General features: G+C 43.6%; 19 protein-coding genes. 8 read left to right on the plus strand and 11 right to left on the minus strand.

Annotation, left to right across the window (positions count from 1 at the left end):
- Positions 1–12: 12 nt before the first annotated feature.
- The gene (locus WG8_RS15150; protein WP_043891172.1) at positions 13–987 is read right to left on the minus strand and encodes a sugar phosphate isomerase/epimerase family protein; all 975 of its coding nucleotides are present in this window, start codon (positions 985–987) and stop codon (positions 13–15) included.
- A gap of 340 nt (positions 988–1,327) precedes the next feature.
- Positions 1,328–2,236, minus strand: a complete 909-nt coding sequence (locus tag WG8_RS15155) for an AraC family transcriptional regulator (protein WP_043891092.1) — start codon at positions 2,234–2,236, stop codon at positions 1,328–1,330.
- A 748-nt stretch (positions 2,237–2,984) separates the two neighbouring features.
- On the opposite strand from WG8_RS15155, the gene WG8_RS15160 reads away from it, so the two are divergent.
- Both WG8_RS15160 and WG8_RS27145 read left to right on the plus strand, forming a co-directional pair.
- Positions 2,985–4,835, plus strand: a complete 1,851-nt coding sequence (locus WG8_RS15160) for a terpene cyclase/mutase family protein (RefSeq protein ID WP_007431089.1) — start codon at positions 2,985–2,987, stop codon at positions 4,833–4,835.
- A gap of 158 nt (positions 4,836–4,993) precedes the next feature.
- Entirely contained in the window at positions 4,994–5,275 is a 282-nt protein-coding gene (locus tag WG8_RS27145) for a hypothetical protein (protein ID WP_007431090.1), read from the plus strand.
- A gap of 639 nt (positions 5,276–5,914) precedes the next feature.
- Here WG8_RS27145 and WG8_RS15165 read toward each other — a convergent pair.
- The 3 genes from WG8_RS15165 to WG8_RS15175 form a co-directional block, all read right to left on the minus strand.
- Positions 5,915–6,292 carry a hypothetical protein gene (locus WG8_RS15165; protein ID WP_007431091.1) on the minus strand — a complete coding sequence of 126 codons (378 nt, stop codon included), beginning with the start codon at positions 6,290–6,292 and terminating at the stop codon, positions 5,915–5,917.
- A 149-nt stretch (positions 6,293–6,441) separates the two neighbouring features.
- Positions 6,442–6,792: a NucA/NucB deoxyribonuclease domain-containing protein gene (locus WG8_RS15170; protein ID WP_007431092.1), complete on the minus strand. Its 351-nt coding sequence runs from the start codon at positions 6,790–6,792 to the stop codon at positions 6,442–6,444.
- A gap of 232 nt (positions 6,793–7,024) precedes the next feature.
- Positions 7,025–7,333 (minus strand): DUF2500 family protein, encoded by a 309-nt coding sequence (locus tag WG8_RS15175; RefSeq protein ID WP_007431093.1) that lies wholly within the window; start codon positions 7,331–7,333, stop codon positions 7,025–7,027.
- 283 nt (positions 7,334–7,616) lie between these two features.
- Here WG8_RS15175 and WG8_RS15180 point away from each other — a divergent pair, with 283 nt between their 5' ends.
- Together WG8_RS15180 and WG8_RS15185 are read left to right on the plus strand one after the other, a co-directional pair.
- On the plus strand, positions 7,617–8,042 hold the full coding sequence (locus tag WG8_RS15180; RefSeq protein ID WP_043891093.1) for a hypothetical protein: 426 nt from the start codon (positions 7,617–7,619) through the stop codon (positions 8,040–8,042).
- Between the two features lie 315 nt (positions 8,043–8,357).
- Entirely contained in the window at positions 8,358–9,209 is an 852-nt protein-coding gene (locus WG8_RS15185) for a hypothetical protein (RefSeq protein ID WP_007431094.1), read from the plus strand.
- 236 nt (positions 9,210–9,445) lie between these two features.
- Here the strand turns inward: WG8_RS15185 and WG8_RS28520 are convergent, their stop codons facing one another.
- Positions 9,446–9,571, minus strand: coding sequence for a hypothetical protein (locus tag WG8_RS28520; RefSeq protein ID WP_232289108.1), 126 nt, complete (start codon positions 9,569–9,571; stop codon positions 9,446–9,448).
- 13 nt (positions 9,572–9,584) lie between these two features.
- The gene (locus tag WG8_RS28525; RefSeq protein WP_232289109.1) at positions 9,585–9,923 is read right to left on the minus strand and encodes a hypothetical protein; all 339 of its coding nucleotides are present in this window, start codon (positions 9,921–9,923) and stop codon (positions 9,585–9,587) included.
- Between the two features lie 482 nt (positions 9,924–10,405).
- Between WG8_RS28525 and abc-f the strand changes: the two genes are divergently transcribed.
- The 4 genes from abc-f (at position 10,406) to WG8_RS15210 (ending at position 14,867) form a co-directional block, all read left to right on the plus strand.
- Positions 10,406–11,893: a ribosomal protection-like ABC-F family protein gene (gene abc-f, locus WG8_RS15195; protein WP_007431098.1), complete on the plus strand. Its 1,488-nt coding sequence runs from the start codon at positions 10,406–10,408 to the stop codon at positions 11,891–11,893.
- 328 nt (positions 11,894–12,221) lie between these two features.
- Complete coding sequence (hfq, locus tag WG8_RS15200) at positions 12,222–12,440, plus strand: RNA chaperone Hfq (protein ID WP_043891094.1); 219 nt, start codon at positions 12,222–12,224, stop codon at positions 12,438–12,440.
- A 1,072-nt stretch (positions 12,441–13,512) separates the two neighbouring features.
- Positions 13,513–14,145 carry a TetR/AcrR family transcriptional regulator gene (locus WG8_RS15205; RefSeq protein ID WP_007431100.1) on the plus strand — a complete coding sequence of 211 codons (633 nt, stop codon included), beginning with the start codon at positions 13,513–13,515 and terminating at the stop codon, positions 14,143–14,145.
- 5 nt (positions 14,146–14,150) lie between these two features.
- On the plus strand, positions 14,151–14,867 hold the full coding sequence (locus WG8_RS15210; RefSeq protein ID WP_007431101.1) for an SAM-dependent methyltransferase: 717 nt from the start codon (positions 14,151–14,153) through the stop codon (positions 14,865–14,867).
- A 1,507-nt stretch (positions 14,868–16,374) separates the two neighbouring features.
- Here the strand turns inward: WG8_RS15210 and WG8_RS15215 are convergent.
- From WG8_RS15215 to WG8_RS15230, 4 genes are all read right to left on the minus strand, one after another.
- A complete protein-coding gene (locus WG8_RS15215) occupies positions 16,375–16,827 on the minus strand; it encodes a phBC6A51 family helix-turn-helix protein (protein WP_007431103.1) in 453 nt (150 codons plus the stop codon).
- Positions 16,824–17,327, minus strand: a complete 504-nt coding sequence (locus tag WG8_RS15220) for a hypothetical protein (protein WP_007431104.1) — start codon at positions 17,325–17,327, stop codon at positions 16,824–16,826. Before WG8_RS15220 ends, WG8_RS15215 begins: the two co-directional genes overlap by 4 nt.
- A gap of 52 nt (positions 17,328–17,379) precedes the next feature.
- Positions 17,380–17,823, minus strand: coding sequence for a DUF2577 family protein (locus tag WG8_RS15225; RefSeq protein ID WP_007431105.1), 444 nt, complete (start codon positions 17,821–17,823; stop codon positions 17,380–17,382).
- Between the two features lie 18 nt (positions 17,824–17,841).
- Positions 17,842–19,711 (minus strand): phage tail tape measure protein (locus tag WG8_RS15230; RefSeq protein ID WP_007431106.1); only part of this gene is annotated, 1,870 nt, incomplete at its 5' end.

A 19,711-nucleotide genomic window follows, 5' to 3' on the forward strand; every position in this document is an offset into this window, starting at 1 on the left:
TACCTCCTTCTTTTATTTACTGATTGACAAGCTTAACCTTGTATTCTTAAAATCTCTAGGTAACGCTTCTTTGAGAACATCCATGGATTTTTTAACACCAGTAAGCGGTTCCATTGTTAAATCTTCCATTTCAAGAACTACTGGTCCCTCATATCCTGCCATTTTCACGACAGTAAAGAACTCCTTCCAATAACCAACATCGTGTCCGTATCCAAGTGCAACATAATTCCATGAACGGGTAGCAAAACTTTCCATTGGTTTCACGTCGATAAGCCCATGTATATCATTTACTCCTCTTTCTATCCGTACATCTTTGGCATGGACATGATATATTGCACTTCCTAATGCCCTTGCTGCTGCAATTGGATCTCCACCCATCCAAAATAAATGACTTGGGTCAAAATTCATGCCAACCATGTCCCCAACTTCATTTCTTAATTTGAAAAGTGTTTCTGGATTATGCACTAAATTACAGCCAAGATTCTCAATGGCAATTTTTTTGACGCCGCGTTCTTCCGCGACTTTCACGGCTTTTTCCCAGTATGGCAAGGCTACTTCATTCCATTGCCATTCTAGAATTTTAAAATGGGAAGGTAAAATAGGGTGTGTTAGCCAATTCGGTGTCACATCATTTGGACCCCCGCTAGGACAACCCGACATCATAACAACTGTTTCTACCCCTAAAAGCCCTGCAAGCTGAAATGTTTTTTCAATAACTGCTTTATGAGCTTCTCCCTCTTCCGTTGGGTCGAGTTGATTTCCTGAACAATTTAAAGCTGCAATTTCAAGCCCTCTACTTTTAATAGCATTTAAAAATTCCTCACGTTTAACAGTACTCTCCAGCAAACCATCCAAATCAATATGTGGTGCTTTAGACCAATTACCACACCCTAATTCTAGAGCTTCAAATCTCAGATCTACACATGTATCAAGCATTTCTTCCAACGGCATGAATCCTAAGATATCAGTAACTAAGCCAGCTTTCATCATTAACAATACCTCCATATATAATGAACAAATGGTATTTTAAAGACATAAAATTAAATAGAAAATCGGTTCGTAATCTTAATATCAGCCTCCCTTTTAAGTTGCTATTGAGCCTGGAACCTCTATTGCAAGCGTTGTCATTCAGATTAAACATAAATAAAAATTTCTCATTTACAATTGTGATTATAGGATATTACACAATACGTGTATTTAGATTATCAAGACGCGTTTTTATACTTTTAAGACATGATATTTCTAAGAAAACCATTGATTCGTCGTATACATATCCTTTTTAGAACAAAAAAAACCACTTCAATGCATAACATTAAGTGGGGATAGTTCAATACTCTGTATATGAAGTTGTTTTTGAGTCTATATAAAGCAAGCGAAAGACTCTTGGTGGACTACCCATTACAGAGTGAAAAACACGAGTAAAATAGTGAACCGTTTTAAAACCAGTTTTTATTGAAATATCCCTGATGGATAAATCTGTTGTTTTAAGTAATGCGACAGCTCTCTGTATTCTCTCATTTTGAACGTACTCTGAGTAACTTACACCTAATTCTGCTACAAATATTCTTGACAAGTGCCGACCCGATATGTGGAATTGACGAGCTACATCGGGAAGTTTTAAAGGACTTTCCAGATTATCATTAATGTATAACTTTGCTTGACGAAGAAGTGGAGAAATCATTTCAACCGATTTTTTTGGGCGATCACTATGTGAATAAGGAACAAAAATTTGCAGTAATGAAAGAATAAGGGAGTAAGCTAAGTTTGTTAGCATTTCTTCATAAAAAACCTGTTCGGACTTTGTTGTTTGGATAAGAAGAGATTTCCAAAGCAATGTAGCAACTGTATCATCGCTTACGGGCACAACTACTTTGGAACACTTCCGAGCTTCCCTTATTATTCCTATCCATTCTTCACTTGATTCTGATTCTATTAGTTCAAATGCTACATAAAGGAGGGCTAATCCATCTTTACTTTTTATTTGGTGTAAAACATCTGGTCTTGAAAGGAACATCATATTTTTTTGTAAGGAGTATGTACAATCGCCGTCTATATAATACCCTTCACCATCAACTACAAAACATATCTCAAAAAACGAATGTTTATGCGGTACTATGTCATAATGTTTTGGCATGACTCCCCAATAATGTAAATGAAAAGATGAGCCATTTCGTTCTAGACGATGAACATATTGATTCAAATAAATTTTTCCTGATATAAATTTACTTAAATCCAAAAAAAAACCTCCAGTTAAACGTATACTGAACCCCTAAAATAGGAAAATATAAAAAACCTATACTCCCTATTTTCTGTATTCTATGGGGGAACAGGCATCGTACCGTTTATAAAAAAGATGTACCGTTTTAAAGAAAATTATACCCTTTGCAAAAGTGTCGCACCGTTAAAATTAACGCAACAATTGATGAAAGACCACTAAGAATTAAATTAAAAATTTGAAAGGATGTGATGTAATTACCACCCGGTCTCCCGCCTGCCTAAATCAATTATACATAAAACAACTCTCTCAACATACCGAAATTTACTAAGACCAAGCTTCGTAATACACTTCGAGTTCTCCATGATATCTTCCTAATACACAAAATAACAAACACCGCCCCGATGGCGCTGAAGCTTCCGAGATAGTGGGCGGTAAAGATCAGAATTTCACACCATACCATCCTTTAGATAATGTAGTGGCAAGCTAGTCCTGATTCCATATTGTATGCTTGTCTTCTGGGGGATGGATGCCAACATTTGCGAAGTCACCAGCTGGAATTGTATGTTGAACAACGGTTATTCATGCGTCACATAGCCCATCCCAAGCCCTATTTCCTTCTTATGCATCGAACTTTCCCTTTTAATTTAAACAGTTCTTTAGGTACACACCTCCACCAATAACGAATCCCCTACATACGATAAGAGCATCACGGACAACAATGCTGTTATTCCTTATACAGCAAACCAAGGTAGGGGGTGAAACGTTTATGGAATTGCTGGAGAAAGTACAAGCCGAGATCAACCGTTATATGACCCGGATTCAGTCGGAACAGCAGGAAGATGGGTCATGGAGATATGATTTTGAAACAGGGCCGATGACGGATGCCAGTATGATGATTCTCATCAGCTCCCTGTATCCTGAAGAACAAGAACTCCTTTCGAAGCTGGCCCAGCGCTTGGTGTATAAACAGGCGGATGGAGGCGAATGGAAACAGTACGACGACGATGATGGCCACCTATCCTCCACAATAGAGGCGTATACCGCGCTGTTGTTATCTGGTTATCTGGAGCGGGATGCACCGCCGATGAAACGGGCCAAGGATTATATTCTCCGCAGCGGCGGAGTCGAGAAGGCACATGTCTCCACTAAGTTTATGCTGGCCTTGAACGACCTGTATCCGTGGCCTGCGTATTATCCGATGCCTCTATTTTTGATCCATCTCCCGAAATGGATTCCATTTAGCTTTTACCGCTGGAGCTCGTACGTCAGGACTCATTTCGCCCCGATTCTCATTCTGGTGCACCTCAAATTCACTCTACCGCATCCTTCTGGTGCAGACATCTCCCATCTCTACACGACGCCGAAGTACAATAAGCTGCATCATCAGAGCCACGGCCGCAGACGATCCGTGAAAGGAAAAAGGTCAAACCGTTCCATCCAAAAGGCCGAGAGTTTTATATTCGAGCATATTGAAGGGGACGGGACGCTGCACAGCTATGCAAGTGCCACTTTTTTTATGATCTATGCGCTGCTGGCAATCGGCTATCAGCCGGACTCGCCTGTGATCTCCCGTGCGATGAAGGGGCTGCTCTCTTTTGTAACGAAGACGGATGACGGGGGGATGCATATTCAGAATTCTCCTTCCACCGTATGGGATACGGCGCTTGCCTCCTACACGCTGCAGGAGGCAGGGCTTTCAGCAGGGGATCATACCGTGCAGCGGGCAGCAGCGTTTTTGCTGTCGCTTCAGCATACAGAGAAGAAGGCGCAGGCAGAAGGCTCTCTGCTGCACATGACAGGCGGCTGGGGATTCTCCGAAAGCAACAAGGCGAATCCCGATGTGGATGATACGCAGGCGGTGCTGCGGGCGCTGACGCGGTACACGTCTTATCACGCAGACAGTCTTGAGTCATGGAGAAAAGGAGTACAGTACTTATTCCGCAGGCAAAATGATGACGGTGGCTGGGCCGCTTTTGAGCGGAACAGCACTTCCTTCATGACTCGTCTGTTTGCAGTAGAGAACTTCGAAGATACGGCGTTTGATCCTTCAGCGGCAGATGTGACGGGGAGGACTTTGGAGTTTCTGGGAAATCATGTGAAGCTAACAACGAATCATCCGCGGGTACAGGCGGGAGTGCGTTGGCTGCTGAAGCGGCAGCAGCGGGATGGATCCTGGTATGGCCGTTGGGGAGTATCGTATCTGTATGGGACATGGGCTGCCGTAACAGGACTAAGAGCGGTAGGTTTATCAGCGGAGCATCCCGCGATTCAACAAGCAGCAGACTGGCTGCTCCGCATGAGACAGCCGGATGGTGGCTGGGGGGAGTCCTGCAAGAGTGATGTAGCGAAAACCTACATTGCAGCTCCTTACTCCACGGTCGTTCACACCGCATGGGCGCTGGATCTGCTGATTGCGGTTCATGATACACCTGTGAAGGAAATCAAAGAAGCCACCTCCCTGCTGATCGACTGGAATCGAGAGGAAGGTAGCAAGCGAGTAACATATCCGACCGGAGCGGGTCTTCCGGGGCATTTCTATATCCAGTATCACAGTTATCCGCGGATCTGGCCCCTGCTCACGCTCAGTCACTATGAACAAAAGTATAAAGACTGCTAAAATGCCCCATTTTCCTGGATTGCAGGTATACACCCTATACTTTCTATTCGATCCGCATATGCTATACTAACTCGTCTTCAAGATGATAAAAAGTAGTTTTTAACCTATAACTCCGGCTACAGACAAGAATGGAACATATGTGAAAGGAGACAACAAGCATGTCCCAACTTGATCCCCGTTTAATGGGAACATTCCGCCGTAGAATGATGGACCCACGATGTTTTCACAAAGTGTGCGGCATTTTACGTGCCCAGAAATATGAGGATTTAAAATGCTACCATGGCTGCTGCAGTATGATTGATCGACTCTCCGAATGTATGGGTGTACCGGTATCACCAGTTGAAAGAGAAAATGCGGCACAATGGCTGATGGGCTGCGGCGTAGATCCCCAGAACCCTTACCACCGCAGACGGATGTGGAATATGGTGTGGGGTAGATAGAAAAAAAGGTTAAGGCGAAAGGCTGCTCATTCGAGCAGCCTTTCCTTTTGTTACATTTAAGAAAGTACACCCCCTTAGCACGCAGCATCATTATATCGAAAGGAAAAATTGCCAATGGAATCAGCATGAAAGAAATTCAAGAATGGTTGGGACACAGTAATTATTCCAGAACAGCTAACACCTATTCTCACTTGGAATACAGTTCCAAGGCATCTTCAGCGTAAACCATGAGCGAGGTTCTGACATTTTAAATAAAAAAATCGCATAGCTCTCATTACTTCATAAGAGCCATGCGATCTTCCCTTCGTTCTCTCTTAAGCTGGTTTTAAAACAAGGTTTTTTCGAAAAAAACCTTATAAATCAAGGATGCCGAGGACCGGGATCGAACCGGTACGGTAGTCACCTACCGCAGGATTTTAAGACATGAGTTTTTAATATACTGTACTGGCATACAGTTCCAAAATCCAGTATTCTCAAGGCTTTTATATGTTCGTATATGTTCTCATTTGGACTGTATTCTACACAAAATACTACAGTCTGTCCCCAATAAAAAGAGCAGGGACAGATAAAACCTTCTGCTCATCAAAGGAAAAGCTCCGCTAACCTTAATTGGTCGGCAGAGCTTTTCCTACAGATTTATCAACGTGATTTTTTTAGTCTCGCTGATGCATAGGCGCTAGCATCGCCTCTAATTTCAATGGTGTAATATCCTCGACTAGGGCTTCTATGATAACTCTTTACATCATCCATACCAGGTCTCATCACTAGCTGACTCATTAGTATTGTCTGATCATTATCTATGTCTTCAAACAATATGTAGATTTCCACATTCCCTGGAACAATAAAATATGCATCTAATTCTACTTGTTCACCGTCGGAATATAACTTCTCACTTGCAGCATAAATTTCGCCTTCTTTTTTTGATGCATCAACACGACTATTGGCAGCAGATGCGCTTGACGTAAACATCAGAAAAGCAGCGATCATTACTAACAACATCGGTTTAATCTTTTTCATCGAATATTCCCTCCTAGTATTGTTATGATTATATAATAAAGATACTATTCTAAGCGTGTCGATGTAAGGGGAAACTTGTCCTGCTAAAAAAGATTCTATCAGACTTTGGCAGATAGAATCTTAATCCTTTAGTTAACGATAAATTTCACTCATGTCCCATCCCCATATTCGTCTAGCTTGTGACCTACCCAGCTCCCAGCTCCACGGTTATCCTTTGGACTTATGTACTTAATATCTGCACCCTCTCCACCTTCGGAACACATCGCCATAGGCCATTCATCACGATCTTTACCCTTGCGTGTGGGTACACCCTTTAAGGACAGGTCGCGGTTATGATCGGCTCCTGCTCGGTCTATGGTGCATGTGTTTGAGTGTCCGGCTGCTATAGCCTCTTTAATGTGCTGTGATGTTTCTGGATACTTCTCTGACGGAAACTCCAGCTTTATGTCTTCTTTGGCTGCTTCCGTAGAAACTTGTGTTACTTTCGTTACTGGGACCACATTTGCTTTCTGTTCATTCCCCTATATATTCCTGGACAATATGATGCAAATTACTATTACTACCGCTAAAACTATACCACCGTACCTCTTCAACCTAATCCCCCCTTTAAAAGGAAAAAACACCCCACCGGCTTGAGCCAGCAGGGTGCTACCGATGCTTTCGGATTTATATGGAAACTATATTACGTTTGGGTGATTCTATAAATACTATATATAGATTATGCTGATCACCTCACGCTATGACGCGTTCTGCCCAGTTCCAAGTACCTTGGCTTGTTACTTTGATTTTATCCCCTACGACAAAAAAGCCATATTTATCGTTACTAACTGAAATTTCTTTGCGCTCATTGTTTTCAAACTCGCAGGTTAAATAGAATGTTTTTGAAGACGATCCTTCAGTCCAATCTACCCGTTTATCAACCACCTCACCTATTCGTTCTACTTTCGGTTGTTTACGATTATTGCTTGCAATCCGAGAACCCCCTATAAACGCTGAAAGAATAAGTCCCACGACTATAAGTAAAAGAATCCAAAAACCCATCTATAATCCTCCTAAGTATTCATTCGTTGGTAATTATGATATCGGCTTTTCAACTGTTTATTTTGATATCCAATGAAAAGTGAATATAAAAACACCCCACCAGCGTTGCCAATAGGGTGTCACCGATGCTTTAGGATTGCACAACGTGTTTCCGTATGTATTGTTATAAGAGTAATTCATTTGGTCTATTTTGTAAATATATATAGAAAAATATTCCTATATAAAAATACTTGTAATCTCTAGATATAAAGAAGATTGATTATTCAAGAAAGGAACTGCAAACATGAACGGTTTATCACTAACTACAATAGTTGGAATTTTTGGTGCTGCTATTGGAGGAGCTTTAGGTATTTATATCAGTTCGTATACTGATATAGTATGGCTAAGTTACATTATAAGATTTTCATTAGCTGCCCTGTTCGGCTCTTTTTTTTCTTTTCTTGGTTGGTACCTAAACAAAAAGGGCCTTTTAGTTAACATATTTCAATTTATAAATTTATTAGTAGGCCTATTATTATTCTATTTATTATTTTGTGTAGTTTCTTTTATAGTGTTGTCTTTTACACCTATCTCTAAAGAGCTTATAAATATCTATGGAACCTATGTTCCTATCCCCCTGTCCTTTTTAGCAATAATAAGATATATAAAAAAGAAAAAAATTAAATTCAAAAAATCTTATGATACAATAGAAGACGATATATATTATTAAAAAATCTACCCTACCAGCAAAAGCGGTAGGGTATTTGCTTTAACCTTACTCCATAGTTACAGGCGTTTGAACAGCTTCTGTCGGTGCTGAAATAGGCTCAAGTTCAGGTTGAACTAGAGCACCTGGCGTTACCTCTGCCGTAGCCTGTGCCAAGAAATCATTAAACTTTGCAGCTAAGCCTCAATACAATTTTTTTAAATGTATTCTGAGTAAGGGGAACAATCATCTTGCTTTGTATGTGGATAAATATCCCTAGTTCTGATAGACTATTCCCGTTGTAATTACATTTATTAACACAGGGGGAAAAGTCACAATATGAACAAAAAGATTATTATAACGGGTATGAGTGCCCTTGTACTAATGATGGGATTGGCTGCCTGCGGGAGGCAATCAAATGAAGAGCAATCAGTCTCCCCGGAATCTGCACCAGCTGTTTCTGAGAAACTAGCTGCTCCACTATCTAAAGAAGAATTCGAGCAAATGTACTCAGACCCAGTAAGGTTCAAAGGACGTTCTGTGGATTTTTATGCAAAAGTAGCTACAGATCCTAGTAAAGAAAGTAATGCTATATATATTCAGGCCTATGTAGATACTATAAATTCTGAAAAAAATACTATGATAGGTTATGCTGATAGTTCTCTTAAAGTCAAAGAGGACGATTTTATACATGTAACTGGGATTGTTGCAGATGAATATGTAGGTGAGAATGTATATGGCGAGGAATTGACTGCCCCTGCCATCGAAGCTGATAAAATAGAAAAAACTGATTACGCTACCGCTGTAGCCCCTGCATTGAAAACCATTACAGTAAACAAAATAGTGAAACAACATGGCTATGTAATGACTCTTCAGAAAGTGGAATTTGCCGAAGAGGAAACAAGGTTTTATTTATCAATTGAGAATAAGTCGAAGGACACAATTAACTTTAACCTTTACCACACTAAGTTAATTCAAGGAAGCAAACAGTTTGAACCAGAAGATAGTTATTATGGTACAGACTATCCTGAGTTACAGTCTGACATACTCCCAGGTATAAAAACCGAAGGTATTCTGAGGTTTGAAGGAGTAAATCTCTCTAAAGGTAATTTAAAATTGATTGCTGAGGGTTCTTCGGAAAACTACAATCTTAATTTCGACCCATTTAAATTTATAATTTCAACTAAATAATTTTATAAAGACCCTGCATAAACAGGGTCTTTGCCATATCATTTAGAGTCTAGGTATCTATTTTTTTATTCATTGGGTACAGGCGCTTGAGCAACTGTATTTGAGACTTTTTCCGGTTCGGGTGTCGCAGCAGTGGTATCAGTTCCAGTAGCTTGTGAAAGGATTGCCGTAACTTGAGCTGCCAACGATGATACAGCCTCCTTCGCAGCCGCTTGAGTAGCTTCTTCTTTCGGTTGTCATTCTGTAACGATTGCCTTCGTTTTGGAGTTGTACTCCAAATATGCCTTTTCTATCGCGGATCGAATCTCTACTGCCGATACAGTAATTCCTTGTTCCGCCAAACGCAATGTAGTATATTGCAATGCCTCCTGAAGCTTACGTTCTCCCCCTGCTTGTTTGAATGCCGTTTGGGCAAAGGCAAAACCTTCTCCTGCTATCTAATGGATTACTTCCATTTTCAGCGATAAACTCAGGAAGACCTTCTTTTCCAACATCACCATCGTACCCACTTATGGGCACGCCAAAATCGCGCAGGTGCCCTCTAACTCTTTCCCATCTGACAACTTCATTTCCACTAGCAACAGAACGAACAAATCCAAGCCCACGAGATACATCCTCCAAATTCAATTGGGCCGTGCCGTTTCCATCAATAAATCCTCTTACTCGTGAATTGTAAGTATATTCCTTACTGATTTCACCTTTCTTTGAACACAAAATAAGCCCCTGAGTTGTCAGAGGCTTTCATACTTATATCTTAAATTGGTTCTGCTGCTATAACGCTACGGATTTTAAAAAAACCATATGTTATTAACCTAATACGAACGAGCAGGATAGTTGAATAACAGTAATCAATCTAAAGAGCATGTCGACCTACGCAAGGCTTCAGCCTAAACGGGACTACGCAGGTTGTAGTTAATTTACTATTATGATAAACTGAATGTAATTTGATGATGGGAGTTGAACGGATACATGTAGAACTTTTCTTGCTTCGAGATCACGAAAAGAACGGACTCAGCGATCAGCTGTGGTCGTTTTATTTCATCTCTGCAAGAAAGGTCTGCGTTTCGTTTGCGCTCCCTCTCCGGACAGTCATACGGCCCCTTGGAATGGGGCCGTATTTCCTCGTATGGATTAGAGCCGCAAGATAGCACCTTTCTTGCGGCTCTTTTTTATTTCCAAACGAAAGGATGATTGCCATGCCCGCCATTCAGGTAACCAATCTTACTTTTGCCTATCCAGGCAGCTATGACCCCATATTCGAAAATGTTCATTTTCAAATTGATACAGACTGGAAGTTGGGCTTTACGGGGCGAAACGGTCGGGGGAAAACGACGTTCTTAAACCTGCTGCAGGGGAAGTACGAATACAGCGGTACGATCTCCACACCAGTCGCCTTTGATTATTTTCCGTTTCCCGTCGAACACCCGGAGTATTTAACCTTAGACGTCGTCGAAGAGATCGTGCCAAGCTATGAGAGCTGGAAGTTGATGCGCGAACTGAACCTGCTTAAGGTTTCAGAAGACGTGTTGTACCGGCCATTCGAATCGCTGTCGCAAGGAGAACAGACGAAGGTATTGCTGGCCGTACTATTCATCCAAGACAATCGATTTCTGCTCATCGACGAGCCGACCAATCATCTCGACTTGCACGCACGCAAGCTTGTCGCCGATTATCTGAATACGAAGCGCGGTTTTATTCTTGTTTCACACGACCGGGCTTTTCTCGACCGCTGCGTGGATCATATTCTATCGATCAACAAAACGAATATCGAAATCCAAAAAGGCAACTTCTCCAGCTGGTGGACGAACAAAACTCGCCAGGATACGTTCGAAATGGCACAAAACGAAAAGCTGTACAAAGATATACAGCGTTTATCAGCTTCTGCTAAACGTACTAGTAGCTGGTCTTTCGAGACCGAGAAATCGAAAAACGGCACACGAAATTCCGGCTCCAAGCTTGACAAGGGTTACGTCGGGCATAAGGCAGCAAAAATGATGAAACGCTCGAAATCCATCGAACAGCGGCAACACGCCGCTTTAGAGGAAAAATCGAAACTGCTCCGAAATATCGAACAGTCAGAAAGCCTTGCGATCTCTCAGCTCGTGTATTCCAAATCGGAACTGGCGATGCTGGATCACGTCACGGTTTACTACGGGGAAAGAGCGGTTTGCAAGAACATTTGTCTGACGATCGAAGCAGGAGATCGGATTGCAATTTCAGGTCCAAATGGTTCAGGTAAGTCTAGCTTGCTCCGCCTGCTCAACGCTGAAGCGCTACAGTATACAGGTACGTTTCAGCGGGAGCCGCAGCTTCGCGTTTCCTATGTATCCCAGAATACTTCTCATCTGCGAGGAACGCTTTCCGATTATGCAGCAGAGCACAGAATTGACGAAAGCTTATTTAAGGCTGTGTTGCGTAAGCTAGATTTCGCCCGCATCCAGTTTGAGAAGGATATATCGGCGTTTAGCGGCGGGCAGAAGAAGAAGGTTCTGATCGCGAGAAGTCTATGTGAGGAGGCTCATCTGCATATTTGGGACGAACCGCTCAACTTTGTCGACGTGATTTCCCGGATGCAAATTGAGGAGCTGCTGCTTGAGTACACGCCGACCATTGTATTCGTGGAGCATGATCGGGAATTTCATGACCGTGTCGCCACGAAAACGATTGAACTCGGTGGGGATTAGAATTTTACAAAGTAACTTGGAATAAGACATGATTTCAACGGCAGAAAGCTTTGCACAACAACTTAGAGAGAACGATCTTAAAAGTCATCCCTCTGCAATTTGATATCTAATTCAATCAGACGGTTCAGATCCTGAACTGTCTGCATTTTTATATTCCCAGCCTGTAGGTCCTTGACCCACTGAGCTATGCCTGCCTTAACGATCTTGCGGTACTGTGTCTTGGATTCAAGATTACTTGACATTTTTTTATGAATACGCTCTCTTGACAAGTGTATGTTATATTTAAATTGTATTATTTTTAATCCTAAAAAAGAAAGAGGGATAAGCAATGAATGAAGGATATACTAAAACTGACTACAACCAAGACTATCAACTAAACAAACTATTAAAAGATGAAATTGAATGCACAGTCATTACTACTAACGGAGTACAAATGAGAGGTAAGATTCAATTATATGATAAATTTTCCGTTTTACTTCGTACTCACAATGGGATACAGAATTTGATTTATAAACATGCTATTTCTACAATTAGATTAGATAGATAAAGTTAAAATAAAGAGTAGGTAATGAACCAAAAACAGCAGCGAATAGACGCTGTTGTTTTTATTTACTTGTGATAAGTAGCATGAGAGCAAAAGAAAAAGCACCCCGAAGGATGCTCGTTAATTGAGAAATTGAATACCCCAAAAATATAAAATGACCAAAACACCAGCACTCGCTATGAATCCTGTTAATTTTTCTCCCAGTATTTTTTTAATGGGGATGCACACTAAACACCATAAAGTTATGGCGAAGATGAGTATTAATAGCCTATTTCCTCCCTAACTTTTGTCTAATTCCAAAATTCGACATTCAGGAAGAATTATCCTCTTTAACACATAGCGTGGTCGTAAGCAAAACTGCTTGACCCCATCCCATCTACCCCAAACACATCCTTTACATTTTTTCTGCTGTTTTTGGTGATCCTTTCGATAGGAGCAAAATTCCTTTCTTCTGCTTCTTCTTCAAGACTAAAATCCTTTCAAAAGGCAATAAAAAAAGCCAACCGTATGATAGTCTTACATAAGACAGTATAAAAACTTGACTGTTTATGGGCACTGCCAAGTAAAATGTCTGAAAACAGGCGTATCGTTCAAATGAGCGATACGCCTGTTTTTTTATTCTCCGTCCTAATAAGTAGAACGAAATAAACAGGTTTGTCGATGGAAGGGATAAAGCAGTATGCCAAAACGGAAGCGTAATTTGCGGCTACATATCATGGTAAGAGGAATTAGCTATTTTACAAAAGCGCATGAAAGAACTGGACAGTCAAAATCAGAGTGCATTTATTCGCAAGATGGCGATTGATGGATATGCCGTAAATGTTGACCTTGCCACCCGTAAAAGAACTCGTATCCCTACAACGCCGATGCGTTAATAATCTTGCTCAAACAGCTAAATACGCACATGCTAATAACACCTATCAAGCTAAAATCATGGAACATTCAAAAAGGTTATGACAAGCTATGGGAACAGTATTCAACTCAAATAAAAGACACTACTTATTGACAAGTAAACTGTCGTTTACCATAATAAGTGGTGAACGATGGTTCACTGCTGCTGAGAGGGGGTTTCTAGATGTCGGATACAAAAGAAAATATTTTGCATACCGCGCTCCGCTTGTTTGCGCGAGATGGCTATGAAGCTGTTTCGGTTAGCGCTATTGCCGGGGAGCTTGGAATGACAAAAGGAGCTTTGTATAAACACTACAAGAATAAGCGGGATATATTTGACAGCATTGTGGAGCGTATCTATCAAATGGATTATGAGCGAGCGCGGAAATTTGAGGTTCCAGAAGAAGTATTCGAGAAAGCACCATTACCATACCACAATACTTCTGTGGATAAAATAAACGCTTTCATCAAGGCGCAATTCCGCTTTTGGACAGAGGATGAATTTGGCTGCAATTTTCGCAAAATGATTACATTGGAGCAATACAGAAGTCCTGATATGGCAGATCTGTATCAAAAGTGCCTTGCAGGTGGGCCGGTAGATTATATGGAGGATTTGTTCCATGAAATGATAGAGCAAGGTATTTTGAGCAAAAGTAATCCGAAGCAATTAGCACTTGAGTTTTATGCACCATATTACCTGTTGTTAAGTATTTATGACGTATCCCCGGATAAAGAGGAAGCCGCGAATCTTTTTGCGGCGCACATTGAGCGCTTTATGCAAAAAAATATAGCGAAAATGAGTAAAGATAAGGAGTAATCACAATGGAATATATTAAAAGCCAAAAATACGACTTACCCAAATTACAAGCAAAAATGATGGGACCTAACCCCTTAAAATTGCAGGAGGAAATGCTTATCAAGCATAAAATTCCCGCCGGAAGCCTCGTTTGCGACTTGGGCAGCGGGCAGGGGCTTACAAGCGTTATGCTTGTCAAAGATTATGGTTTCACTGTTTACGCCGCCGATTTGTGGAGTGACCCGGAAGAAAACCGCAAATTCTTTGACAAGATGGGGCTAACTCACAAACAGATTATACCAGTCAAGGCTGACGCCACCAATTTGCCATTTGAAAAAGAATTCTTCGATGCGGTAGTCAGCACAGATTCTTATAATTATTGGGGACGCGACCCGGAATACTTGGATGCAAAGCTACTGCCTTTCGTCAAAAGCGGCGGTTATATTTATGCCTGTGTCCCCGGCATGAAAAAGGATTGCCATGATAATCTGCCGGAAGAATTGCTTCTCTCGTGGACGCCGGAACAGCTTATCTATCTGCGCGATATTCACTATTGGACAGGAATTGTAAATCAATGTAAAGACGCCAAAATCATTTCCATATATGAGATGGAGGGCAATGAGGAACTTTGGGAGGAGTGGCTGAACCAAGAAAATGAGATTGCGGTCAATGACCGCAAAACAATGGAAGCTGGCGGTGGGAAATACCTGAACTTCATCGCTTTCGTACTGCAAAAGAAGTAAATGAGGATTTGATATGTAAGACGGATTAAAAAGGATAGGTCAAACCTTCATCGTCTGGTATTTCTGGTTCCTCTTCAACAACTGGAGCGCTCTGTACTCTTTTGGAACGTTCCGAATTACTGCTCTTATGTAGTGATCGGTAATTTATAACATGCGGCTACCACTAATCCCCATGCCCGGATTGGGCCTTAAATGGGCATCCTTCTTGCTCTGGGTTTATATTACCCCCTGAGTCCTGTCTTCGGTTTAGTTTTGGTTTAAAAAAATTACTGAAGCTGGCCAGCTAATGCTTTAAGACCACTTGGTACAGCGAACTATCATGTTCATTTCCGTTTACATAGGCTGTGTTTTGTCTATATAGTAAACTACGCCTTCGCCGCCAATGATTGGGAAGCCGCTTTCGTCATAATCCAGATTCGTGCCGACATACTTGCCATGCTTGGCCGCTTCACTTCCAGCGGATGAAGATGTAAAATTCCCGAGTTGTCCAAGTATGCGTAACTTTAAAGTTCATCCCCAATCCGTCCCCAAAAGCGAAAAAGGTGCTCAATCCCTGTGATATGGGCGCCATGATCTCAATCCCTAAAAAAGCAAAAAACCCTTGAGTATCAAGGGTTTCGTACGAAAAACTAGGATGCCGAGGACCGGGATCGAACCGGTACGGTAGTCACCTACCGCAGGATTTTAAGTCGCCTACGAATAGTAAGCGCGTAGAAACCCCGCTGCATCAACGTTTTACACCGATTATATACGTTAAATTGACGACAAGTACCCGAGGACCTCACCGTCCATTTATGCGTGATGTGATTTCGTAGGCTCCCGCTCCTGTGCGGTTGCTACCGTTATATTATACGGTAAATATTTCCGGTATACAAGCGCCTATAAACGAAGAAAAAGCGCCCGCCCACGAATCATAACCGTAGACGAGCACTTTATAATTTTCGGAAGTTTATTTTGATACGCCGATTTCTCACGCACCAGATTCCGGGCCGTCGCGCAGGGGCCTTGGGGGTAAGGCCCTCGCAATCTCCACGCAAAAAGTCGCTTATTCATTCGCTTTTGATAGCGTAAATAAGCGTTGTTTTCGATCGGACACGCGCAGCTATACGTACCACCCGGTCGCCTTTTATGCAGCGAATATTCACATACATGTGCACAAAATCCATATTATGCGAATATGTCTGCGCTCAGAACCCGCGCCGTTATGCGGTTGATACTACGCTGCATAAATGTACCCTATGCACTGTATATACATTACCAGCGTATAATCCATATAAATCCCGTAGCTACGCGGCTTTGCACCCTATCCGGCTGCCTACCCGCTGGTAACGTATGCAGTGAAATACGCTGGTTTCCACGCCCGTTATACACTGCGTATGCAGCCGGAATGTGTAGCGTAAATCCGCTACTACGGAAGCCTCACGCCAGCCAACCCCCGAGTTGTAAGGCGGACGTGCGTCGGAAGGCTCGTGTAGGTAAACCGGGCTATATGTCCGGAATCGTCGGATTATCCCGCGAGCAATCGGTCCAGCTCTTCGATGTCTTTGCGGATAGCTTCGTCCGATCTACGCTTGTTCTCGGCCTCTTCACGCATATCAACAACTTCCGTACGATCTGTAAGCAGCCCGTATCTACGCATGAACAAGTCAATTGCCTTTACGGAAGGCATACCGTTATTGCCGCCCATGATTGCTTTCATCAATTGAGTGTACACGGTCGACCGCATCGAATCAAGTTGACGCTCGGCCAGGTAGTTAACGTAAGCAGCGAACGTCGTCTGAGCCTTCCACTCGTACAACGTCGAACGCGCTATGCCGAGTTCGTCCGCAAGCTCCTGCATTGTGCGTTTCTTTCCACCGTCGGAAAGTAGTTCGCCCCATTCGTTAGATACGAGTAATTGCGCGGCCCGTTGCTGCTGCGGCGTAAGTTGTTCCTCAAGTCGTCTACGCTGTGAGCTCATTTGGTCTCCTCCTCTATACGTTTCTTCACGTCGGCTATTGCGGCTTGAAACGTTTCCTCATCGCTAAACGCTCCCACCTTTTTCACCGTGTCCCTACTCATCAGCCATTTAAGCGCAATATGAAGACTCCTCACTTGAGCGTTAATATCGAGTGTACCCAGCTTGTCTTCATCTATTGCGTTATTCACGCGGTTAATAACTCCGAGAGATAATCTAACACCCAAGCCCGGTACACCGTAAAGCTTCTCCTCCGCGTGTTTCAGTAGCTTCGCATACTCAACGTATTGGGAAAGTCTGTCTGTATCAATACATGTAACCTCGCCGCTGGCTAGAATCCGAGCGTACTTGACTACGATCGCGGTAAACGGTTTGAGGTGGTCAATTATAGCGAGCGCCAGCGGAGTGCTGACGAACTTAGGAACGAGCTTCGGGTACTGGTCTAATCCTTGTTCGATACGGAGTTTACGTATGCGCTCCGTTAAACGTGCAACGTCATTCAATTCAATCGTTCCCCTTTCGTAAGTAAAAGAGCGAGCCGCAGCCCGCCCGTTATTAAATCCGCCCCAACACGATATAACGTTGTCCCGCGCCAAACGACGCAACGGCTACGCGGTCGCCCGCCTTCAACGTATCGTGAAACGTAATCTCGAACGTACCGGACGCAAATGACCCGAAGTTAAACACGTCGCTGAACGCCTTCGAGTTAACCGGCGCAGACGATTCCGTTTCCTTTGTTACGCGTGTATATCGGTTGAGTTCGAGCGTAGTCGGGTTCGTAGCTTTAACGGACACCTTCCGAGTATGTTCACGCAAATGCTCCAGTATAAATACGTCGTCTCCGTCGAGTTCGATCTTCATGTTATCGACCTGTACGCGAAGAGCTGGCGGAGGAGCGAGGATCGTTGCGTATTCAATGTTGACTTCAACGTTGTGTCCGAGTTGCTTAATTACGTCGCGGAACTGTGATACGCCGCCTCCGTCTATTAATTTAATCACTGAGTTACTCTCCCTTCGTTACATAGCGAGACGACGCGCTAACATACTTGCGAACCGGTCAACGTCCATGTCATTATTGATCGTGACGTTCTGGATAACGATTGACGGAGTGTTTCCGCCTTTGCCGCGCTGTTGATCGCGCCACTCTGACGCCTCGTGCTTCGTGAGGACTGCCTCATCACGGTGAAGTGTAGCGGGATAACCATTCGCAGGTACTCGATCAAGTCCGCCCGCGTGTCCGTTTGCGCTTGGACGCTCAACCTGGATAACGCCGTTGCCGCCCGCCCATTCCGGCATACCTAACGAGAAATTACCGGATAATACCTGCGCCGCGTCAGAATTTTTGAACTCTTGCCACTTCTTATACGCGTACTCAATCGCAGAAGCCACCGCGTCAATCGCCGCTTCCATGAACTTCAGGATAGGCTTAACGGTTTCCCACGCAGCCGAAAATGCCTCGCCCAACGTTGGAAGCATTGGCCTCACAACATTGTCTATGAGGAACGTAATCCCTTGCGCGAGGTATCCGACGAGCTTGGCTGCGATTGGAAATACCGTGTTGAAGATGTCCAGAACGGTCGGCAATACCGCGACCACAACCTCGCCGATCGCCTTAATGGCCGATTGGACCAACGTAAAAACCGGCTGCATAAACGTCCAAGCCGATTGGAGAGCACTCGATATCTGCGGAAAGTAGCTTTTAAATATGCCAACTACGTTCGTGACCCCGTTTACGAGTGCGGTCCATGTTGCCTGCGCCGTCGGAAGCAACGATTTAACTCCGTTCATAACGGCTTGACCTACAGGAGCCAGCACAGCCATGACGCTGGTAAACGTAGACTTAATCGCGTTGCCCCACGTCTTCGCTTGATCGGAGTCTAACCAGTTGTTTAATTGAATAGCGAGCTCGGACCCTTTATTTGCGAGTGCAGCGATCATCGGCATCGTTGGAAGTAGCGCGGATATCTGGAGCGTCTGTATAGCTCCTTCAAGTTGTTCCACTGCACCGGCTGCGTTGTTCATTTTCTCCTTAGCTACTTGAAGCGCGGTAACGTTGCTCATCTGACGCTGAAATTCCTTGACGCCTTTAGAGCCCGCCTTATACAACGTGGTCGCTGCCTTCACACCATCCGTACCGAACATGTCCAGCAGTGTAGCCGTCCGGTCTTGGTTCGACATTTTGCCGAGAGTCTGCTGCAATACATCAGCCACGCCTGCTAGGTCCTTGATCTTACCCTTTTCGAAGAACTTATTTGCCTTGCCGACGCCGATGCCGAGGTCTTCGAACAGTCGCGCGGCCTTCTTTGTCTGAGGCTGTAGATACATCAGCATAGACTTATAAGAGGTACCGGCATCCGACCCGAATTTCAACCCGTCATTGGACACGAGACCGATCGCGGTATTAAAGTCTTTGAACGATACCCCTACCATGTCCGCAACGCCGCCCGCACTCGCGAGAGCATATCCGAGACTTCTTACGTCGGTTGCTCCGGAATTGGCAGTACCCGCGAGAATATCCGCAGCTTGTGCCGCTGTAAGCCCGTCCTTCTTAAACGCGTTTAGCGACGTTGCCATTGTCTCCCCAGCTTCCGTGAGTTCCAAGCCGCCAGCCGTTGCGAGATTAAGTGCTGCGTTAAGGCCGCCCGCTTGGACTTGAGCGGTGGACATTCCCGCTTTGAGCAATTCCTCGATCGCTTTTGCTGACTCAAGTGCTGAATATTTAGTAGCCATTCCCTGCTCCAGCGCGAGTTGTTGCATCTGCTTCATTTGTGCATCTGTAGAACCCGTTAAAGCTTTAATCGTGGACATTTGCTCCTCAAAATCCATCGCTTTTTTAACGGAATCTCCCGCAACGGCGACAGCAGAAACGGCAGACCCAAGAAGGCCC

It is taken from the genome of Paenibacillus sp. Aloe-11 (assembly GCF_000245715.1).
GTDB classification, from domain to species: domain Bacteria; phylum Bacillota; class Bacilli; order Paenibacillales; family Paenibacillaceae; genus Paenibacillus; species Paenibacillus kribbensis.

Excerpts from the sequence above, each read along its gene's own strand:
- WG8_RS15150 (WP_043891172.1), bottom strand. The coding sequence starts at position 987 with ATGAAAGCTGGCTTAGTTACTGATATCTTAGGATTCATGCCGTTGGAA.
- abc-f (WP_007431098.1), top strand. The coding sequence starts at position 10,406 with ATGCCCGCCATTCAGGTAACCAATCTTACTTTTGCCTATCCAGGCAGC.
- WG8_RS15215 (WP_007431103.1), bottom strand. The coding sequence starts at position 16,827 with ATGAGCTCACAGCGTAGACGACTTGAGGAACAACTTACGCCGCAGCAG.
- WG8_RS15175 (WP_007431093.1), bottom strand. The coding sequence starts at position 7,333 with ATGGGTTTTTGGATTCTTTTACTTATAGTCGTGGGACTTATTCTTTCA.
- WG8_RS27145 (WP_007431090.1), top strand. The coding sequence starts at position 4,994 with ATGTCCCAACTTGATCCCCGTTTAATGGGAACATTCCGCCGTAGAATG.
- WG8_RS15185 (WP_007431094.1), top strand. The coding sequence starts at position 8,358 with ATGAACAAAAAGATTATTATAACGGGTATGAGTGCCCTTGTACTAATG.
- WG8_RS15205 (WP_007431100.1), top strand. The coding sequence starts at position 13,513 with ATGTCGGATACAAAAGAAAATATTTTGCATACCGCGCTCCGCTTGTTT.
- WG8_RS15180 (WP_043891093.1), top strand. The coding sequence starts at position 7,617 with ATGAACGGTTTATCACTAACTACAATAGTTGGAATTTTTGGTGCTGCT.
- WG8_RS15165 (WP_007431091.1), bottom strand. The coding sequence starts at position 6,292 with ATGAAAAAGATTAAACCGATGTTGTTAGTAATGATCGCTGCTTTTCTG.
- WG8_RS15160 (WP_007431089.1), top strand. The coding sequence starts at position 2,985 with ATGGAATTGCTGGAGAAAGTACAAGCCGAGATCAACCGTTATATGACC.
- WG8_RS15210 (WP_007431101.1), top strand. The coding sequence starts at position 14,151 with ATGGAATATATTAAAAGCCAAAAATACGACTTACCCAAATTACAAGCA.
- hfq (WP_043891094.1), top strand. The coding sequence starts at position 12,222 with ATGAATGAAGGATATACTAAAACTGACTACAACCAAGACTATCAACTA.